This window comes from Apilactobacillus xinyiensis, from assembly GCF_019656235.1.
GTDB lineage: Bacteria > Bacillota > Bacilli > Lactobacillales > Lactobacillaceae > Apilactobacillus > Apilactobacillus xinyiensis.
On the sequence record NZ_BPLL01000007.1, the window covers coordinates 58516 to 64685 of the forward strand.

Below are 6170 nucleotides of genomic sequence, written 5' to 3' on the forward strand. Positions count from 1 at the left end.
AATTAATTATTCCGGTTCTATTATAAAGCTTTTGATCTACATTTACCATTTTATAATTATTGTTCTATAATTTAATAGTAATAAATTATATGATAGGAGTAATAAAAATGAGTTTTATCAAGAAAATATCATTTGCAACGTTATTATTAGGGGTATTGGCTGGGGTGTTTGGTTTTTCAAGCGTGAAGAGTTATGCTGCCGATTATTCGATCAACGCCACAACTAGAATTCCACTTAATTATCGAATGTTGGAACTCAAGAAAGACAATATCCACTATCGCTTAGCCAGCCCTAGCTATGCTAAATTCTTGAAATCCAACGGTATGGTTCCAGCCAAGCGTATTGCAGCTGGCACACGCATTCAAATTTACAATAGTCCGGTATTGAAGCATGGTGGTTATAAATATTATCCAGTCAAATTTTTAACTAAAAAGTATACTAAGTTATATAAACCTAATAAGGGTATCTTCCCTACAATTGCGATTAAGAATTTTAATCAATTAAGCAACATGCGTAAAGTTAAATAATTTAAATCCTCCGTAGTTAATAACTATGGGGGATTTTTATATCATTATTGGATATATTAAGCTTTTATTGAGTTCATTAACTTTTACTCTTTTTGATATTAATGCTCATTTTATTGATATATAATTTGGTCATAATTGATTCAAAGATTGGAGTGATTGGTATGCGTTATGTTAAAAAAATATTGTTCTCAGTATTATTAATGGGTGCGTTTATAGGCTTTTTAGGTGGGAATCCACTAACTAGCAAGGCCGCAAGCAATAAACACTCAATCAACGCAACGACTAAAGTACCACTTAAGTATCAAATTTTAGAACCTTCTAAAGATAACACACATTACAAATTAGCAAGTGCCAAGTATGCGAAATCTTTAAAAGCTGATGGAATGGTTCCGGCTAAGAAAATTGCAACTGGTGCCCACATTCGTATCTATTGTGATCCAGTGATTAAGCATAATGGTTATAAATATTATTTAGTTAGCTTCTTTGATAAAAAGTACGAAGGGTTATACAAACTACAAAATCGAGTATTCCCTACGATTGCCATTAAAGACTTTAACCAATTGAAAAATGTACGTAGAGTTAAATAATAATTATTGTAATTAAAAATAAATTTGATTGAAAGTATTTAAACTTTATAACTTTTACTAGGATATTAATCCCAAATTCAGTAGTGGTTTGGTTATTGATATCCTATTTTATTCTAGATAATTTCATTTATACATAAAATTATTATTTATCACTTGCCTTGGAGTACACTTCAAGGTTTATATTGTTATAGATAAGTGAGGTGATAAGAATTAACATTGATAAAGTTAGCAAAAAATTCAACTTATCTAAAGACACACTTCGTTATTGGGAACGAGTGGGTTTATTACCATCAGTGCATAGAAATGCAAGTGGTTATCGTGATTATGATCAAAAAGACATTAATTGGATTTTGTATGTAAATGCTTTAAGAAATGCAGGTATGTCAATTGAAAGATTAATCGAATTCGTACAATCCTATCGACTTGAAGATAGTAGTAATGATAAACGTAAACATCTTTTAATTGAACAACGACAAGTTTTAATTGATGAAGTTCATGAACGTGAAAAGACTATCAATTATTTATCTTATAAAATTGATCATTTTGAAGATCACACATTGACCTATGAAAATGAGAAATTAGCTTATGATTATAATTCAAATGACAAAAAGGAGTAATAACATGAAATATAGAACAATTTTGGAAAATTTAAAAATGCCGGTCTTAGGATTTGGTGTATTTCAAATCGGTGAAGATGGTGTGACTAAAGAGGCCGTCTTTAACGCTATCAAGACTGGATATCGTCTGATTGATACAGCAGCTAGTTATGGTAATGAATCTGAAGTTGGTGCTGGAATCAAAGCGGCAATTGAAGCAAAAATTGTAACTAGAGATGAACTCTTTATTACATCAAAATTATGGGTGGAAGATGTTAGTGCTCAAAGAGCAACTCAAGCTATTCAAGCTTCATTAAATCGTCTACAGTTGGATTATTTGGACTTAATGCTGATTCATCAACCTTATAACGATATTTTTGGAGCTTGGCGTGCTATGGAACAAGCATTCCAAGAAGGAAAACTAAAGTCTATAGGTGTTTCTAACTTTGATATTGCACAAGTTACAAATTTAGCTGAATTTAGCAATGTTAAACCGATGGTTAATCAAATCGAAGTTAATCCATTTAACCAAAATATAGATGAAGTTAAATATTTGCAATCATATGGGATACAGGTTGAAGCTTGGGCACCTTTTGCAGAAGGTAAAAATAATCTTTTTAAAAATGATATATTAAAATCAATTGGTAATAAGTACAATAAATCAATTGCACAAGTTATTTTACGCTGGTTGTATCAAAGAAACATTATTCCGCTAGCTAAATCTGTTAAACCTCAACGAATGGCACAAAATTTAGATGTTTTAGATTTTTCGTTGTCAGATGATGATATGCAAAAAATCGCTACATTAGATACTCAAAAGAGTCAGTTTTTTGATCATCACGATCCAGATATGATTAAGTGGATGGCAAGTCGTCATATTGAATACTAATTTAAAAATGCTTGTAGAAAAATTCTACAAGCATTTTTTTATTTTATATTGTATCCTAGCACGGTCACTTGACCATCACTATCAAAGTGCAACTTAGTTAAGCTACCGTTTTCCGGACGTTTCTCTAAATCGTATTTACCTTGTCCGTAGCGATCGATTAAGCTTAAAATGGCGGGACCATGACTGACTAATAAGACTTTACTACCGTCATGGACGTTATCGTCATTTTGCATAGCCTCAAAACCGGCATGCCAACGTTGCCAATATTCATCATTATTTTCAGCTTGATGAAATGGATCGGCTTCATGGAAAAAGTCTTTAATCTTTGCTTGACCATATTTATCGACTAATTCACGATAATCTTTGGCACCGTTAGTAGCGCTGATAATATGATTAGCTTGGTCAATATTAGTACCCTCATAGTAGCCATAAAAGACTCCACGCAACAACGGTGAACTAATAGCTTGATCAATGTTAGAAACTTGGTTATGTTTTAAAATTACTTGAGCGGTATATTCAGCTCTAGTCATATCACTACTGTAGGCCGCATCAAATTTAATCTGACTTAATTTATCTGCGATGTTTTCAGCATCTTTTTGACCTTGATGGGTTAACGGTGAATTACTCCATCCCTGTAACTTTCGGTAAATATTATAGTAGGTTTGACCATGTCGAACGACGTATAAATCAAATGTTTTCATTTCTTCACCTCGGCGATTAATGCCTTAATCCTAACATATATCAACTATGAGTACACGTGATTGAGCATGTAAAAACCCAAGTCTAGTTGTTGGCTGACTTGGGTTTTATATACATTATTTAGTTATCTTTTCGGCCCATTTGAACATAGCTTGCATATCGTAATCACCAGCGTGGCCAGTGCCCCATTGTAATTTGTAGTTCACATCAACGCCGGCATTCTTGAGCTTTTGCGCTAAGATGGTTGGTACTGCTACAGAAGTATTAGAGTCTTCAGTGCCATAACGAATCCAGAAATGTTTAGCTAATTTGGCATTTGCGGTGCCAATGTAGTTCATTGGATTCATCATTTTGACAGTTTGATGGTCAGCCTTAGTAGCACCGCTGGCAGTGTTATTTTGCATGCCATACGTTGTAAAATGTTGAGCTTTTTTAGTTGGCGTACTGAATAACTGAGTTTCAGCACTACTTAGGTTCGTACTATCAAAAGCAGTAGTAGCTTTAGAACGTCCAATGGCTGTGAAATATTTTGATAAATCTACATTTGTGGCGCGCCCGTTTTTAATTGTTAGCCATGGATATTCTTTAGTGGTTATTTTAGTGCCACTTTTAATGGCCGTGTTAGCGGATTGAATTAATTCGGTCTTGATTAGGTTAGCAAAACTACCAGTTCCATCGTTATTCAAAGTTAAAGTTTGCGTACCTTGTTTTAATTTTAAATTATTGATATATGTGATGAATTGTTGTTTTAATTCGTTAGACATTTTTTGCTGTTTAGCAGTTAACGTAGTATTAGTACCATTGCTACCTGGCATTCCGGCTCCATTGACTTTATTGACGCCATTAAATGCCCATTCATATGCGGAGTCAGCATGATCTAAATTAGTAATGCTAGCAAAAGAATAGGTAGCATAGATATTATCACTAGAATCAGCAGCGCCAATAGCTTTTAGATATGGATAGTAATCCGTATTGTTACCAGTAGTGGCTAATAAAGCTGTTAGGGCCCCACCAGCACTAGTTCCATCGGCAATGATTTTATTAGCGTTTCCGGGCATTCTTTGATTATTATATTTTAAATATCGTACAGCAGCTTTTAAGTCAACAATACTAGCTGGAGCGGAACCAACGTTTTTACCATTCTTGGTGTCATCACGGCCCCTAACACCAGGGGTAGCGACTACAAAACCCTTGGCTAAAGCAGTTTGAATTGCGTTGTTAGAACTAGCACCACCATTTTTATTCATCCCCTGCCCTAATTTACCAGTTGGTTTAAACCCTTTAGGCAGGTTGTTTTTACCTTCTGGCAGTTGATGACTGTTGTTAGCCATTTTTTGCTGTTTATTATCAATGGTACCAGCAGTGCCAGACATGTAACCACCGACATTATTCGGCATAAAAATCGGTGCAGTAGATTTAGTGTAGCCATTAATGGTTTGATTGTTAAAGTAAGCATCTGGAATATAAATGTTCATAGTTTGATATTTGGTATCGACAGGCTTACTAACATAAACAATATTAGTGTATTCACGGACTTTTATACTTTTACCATTGACTTTGATTGTTTTTAGTTTATATTTACTATTATTAAAATCTAAATTATAAGTTTTACCATTATAGGAAGTTCCATTACGGTAATATGAAATGCTTTTAGTGTATTTAGTGTTGCTTAGGGTTTCAGCTGCAGTAGTTTTAGTAGCCTTATTCCTCATGATGATAATTGATAAAGCGATAATGGTAATACTAGCAATGATGACTAATATATTAGTTATTTTCATATATATGACCTACTTTCTTAACGATTTGGTTAAGTATTAACTATAATGAGGTCAACTTAAAATAGACTTAAATATTTATTGGTTACATCGATATAGATTGTGTCACTTTGTAATAGTAATTTAATGTTTATTAAGGTCATAGATAGTGTTATTATAATCTCTAAGTCGTTATTTATTTATAAAAAGCAGTTGTTTTGAATAAATAATTATATTAAGATAATTATTGTTTTATATTCTAGTTTCGTATTAAGAATATTTGCTAGTTTATAATTTAAGGATGGTTAAATATGAAAATTTATATTAAAGATTTATTTTCATTTGTACTGGGGTTATTATTAGCGTTAAGTTCTATTATTCACCTTATGAAGTACATTTATGGATCTGATGATTTAGAAATTACAATAGTTTTGCTCTTATTTACCATTAGTTGCTTTTTATTAGGCGTTGGCTGTAAAAAAAGTAAATAGTTATTACTTACTATTAAAAAAATATGAAATTTATTGTACAATAATTTATATTATTACGTAATTAGGGTGGTATATCTTGAGTATAACTATTAAAGAAATAGCTTTAGAGTTAGGTATTACTAAGCAAGCTGTGCAAAGTCGCATGAATGATATTGAAGATTTTAGGGGTAAATACACTACTAAATCTGGCAACAAGTTATTAGTTAATGAAGAAGGTTATAAATTACTGTCCAATGGTGGCAATAATAAAAAGCTAGCTAATTTAAGTTTAGGGCTTAACAGTTTAATGAGTGAACAGCTAAATGATAAAAAAGTTCAAATTAATAAACAGAATCAACAAATTAATGAGCTACATAAAATGTTAGATGATGCACATAAGATCCATTTACATTTATTAGATGAAAATAAAAAATTGAAACAACAGCTTAATCAATATAAGCATAAAGATGAAAAATCAGAAGATAGTAATAGTTTAGATAATGACGATAGTAAAAAGTCTAAGCCTATTTTTAGTCGATTGTTCCATAAAGAATAAAAAAGTGTATCCGTTATTGTACCGCCTTAAAAAAGTTAGACATAATATCTAATTTTTTAAGGCGGTTTTTTTATGTCAAAATATTCAACTAA

General features: G+C 32.0%; 7 protein-coding genes. 5 read left to right on the top strand and 2 right to left on the bottom strand.

All coding sequences use genetic code 11. The features are described from left to right. Positions 1-107: 107 nt before the first annotated feature. From K5Q11_RS02780 to K5Q11_RS02795, 4 genes are all read left to right on the top strand, one after another. Entirely contained in the window at positions 108-527 is a 420-nt protein-coding gene (locus K5Q11_RS02780; RefSeq protein WP_220751154.1) for a hypothetical protein, read from the top strand. A 161-nt stretch (positions 528-688) separates the two neighbouring features. Further along, the gene (locus K5Q11_RS02785) at positions 689-1114 is read left to right on the top strand and encodes a hypothetical protein (protein WP_220751155.1); all 426 of its coding nucleotides are present in this window, start codon (positions 689-691) and stop codon (positions 1112-1114) included. A gap of 209 nt (positions 1115-1323) precedes the next feature. Further along, the gene (locus K5Q11_RS02790; protein ID WP_220728554.1) at positions 1324-1731 is read left to right on the top strand and encodes a MerR family transcriptional regulator; all 408 of its coding nucleotides are present in this window, start codon (positions 1324-1326) and stop codon (positions 1729-1731) included. Positions 1732-1735: 4 nt separating this feature from the next. Next, positions 1736-2599, top strand: coding sequence for an aldo/keto reductase (locus K5Q11_RS02795; RefSeq protein ID WP_220751156.1), 864 nt, complete (start codon positions 1736-1738; stop codon positions 2597-2599). Positions 2600-2637: 38 nt separating this feature from the next. Here the strand turns inward: K5Q11_RS02795 and K5Q11_RS02800 are convergent, their stop codons facing one another. Further along, positions 2638-3300 carry a histidine phosphatase family protein gene (locus K5Q11_RS02800; protein WP_220751157.1) on the bottom strand — a complete coding sequence of 221 codons (663 nt, stop codon included), beginning with the start codon at positions 3298-3300 and terminating at the stop codon, positions 2638-2640. Positions 3301-3414: 114 nt separating this feature from the next. Continuing rightward, complete coding sequence (locus K5Q11_RS02805; protein WP_220751158.1) at positions 3415-5076, bottom strand: subtype B tannase; 1662 nt, start codon at positions 5074-5076, stop codon at positions 3415-3417. Between the two features lie 543 nt (positions 5077-5619). On the opposite strand from K5Q11_RS02805, the gene K5Q11_RS02810 reads away from it, so the two are divergent. Next, positions 5620-6078, top strand: coding sequence for a hypothetical protein (locus tag K5Q11_RS02810; protein ID WP_220751159.1), 459 nt, complete (start codon positions 5620-5622; stop codon positions 6076-6078). Positions 6079-6170 lie beyond the last annotated feature (92 nt).

Excerpts from the sequence above, each read along its gene's own strand:
- K5Q11_RS02785 (WP_220751155.1), top strand. The coding sequence starts at position 689 with ATGCGTTATGTTAAAAAAATATTGTTCTCAGTATTATTAATGGGTGCG.
- K5Q11_RS02780 (WP_220751154.1), top strand. The coding sequence starts at position 108 with ATGAGTTTTATCAAGAAAATATCATTTGCAACGTTATTATTAGGGGTA.
- K5Q11_RS02805 (WP_220751158.1), bottom strand. The coding sequence starts at position 5,076 with ATGAAAATAACTAATATATTAGTCATCATTGCTAGTATTACCATTATC.
- K5Q11_RS02795 (WP_220751156.1), top strand. The coding sequence starts at position 1,736 with ATGAAATATAGAACAATTTTGGAAAATTTAAAAATGCCGGTCTTAGGA.
- K5Q11_RS02800 (WP_220751157.1), bottom strand. The coding sequence starts at position 3,300 with ATGAAAACATTTGATTTATACGTCGTTCGACATGGTCAAACCTACTAT.